The 312-nt window shown below is 62.5% G+C and carries 1 pseudogene; it reads left to right on the top strand.

Annotated features, from left to right (window positions below):
• A pseudogene (locus MKZ40_RS17230) lies at positions 1-312 on the top strand (IS3 family transposase); the annotation flags it as partial.

Raw genomic sequence — 312 nt, 5'->3', positions numbered from 1 at the left:
CGGAACCGGCCAACAAGCTATCTCCCGAGGAGCGAAAAGCGATCGTGGCGTTGTGCAACGCTCCAGAGTACCGAAGCCGCCCTCCGGCCTTCATCGTGGCCGATCAGGCTGACAAGGGCCGCTATCTGGCCTCTGAGTCGACGATATACCGAGTGCTTCATGAATATGATCAGCAACATCACCGCGGCCGACAGCAGGCCCCTCAGCGTAAGCGCCCACCGACCACTCACCAGGCGACGGCGCCGAACCAGCTTTGGTGCTGGGACATTTCGTGGCTGCCCGGTCCCGCGCGCGGCACTTGGTGGTATCTGT

The organism is Cobetia sp. BMC6 (assembly GCF_029991385.1).
Lineage (GTDB): Bacteria > Pseudomonadota > Gammaproteobacteria > Pseudomonadales > Halomonadaceae > Cobetia.
The sequence above is the reverse complement of the archived record's forward strand: the minus strand, read 5'-3'. Positions and strand labels throughout refer to the sequence as shown.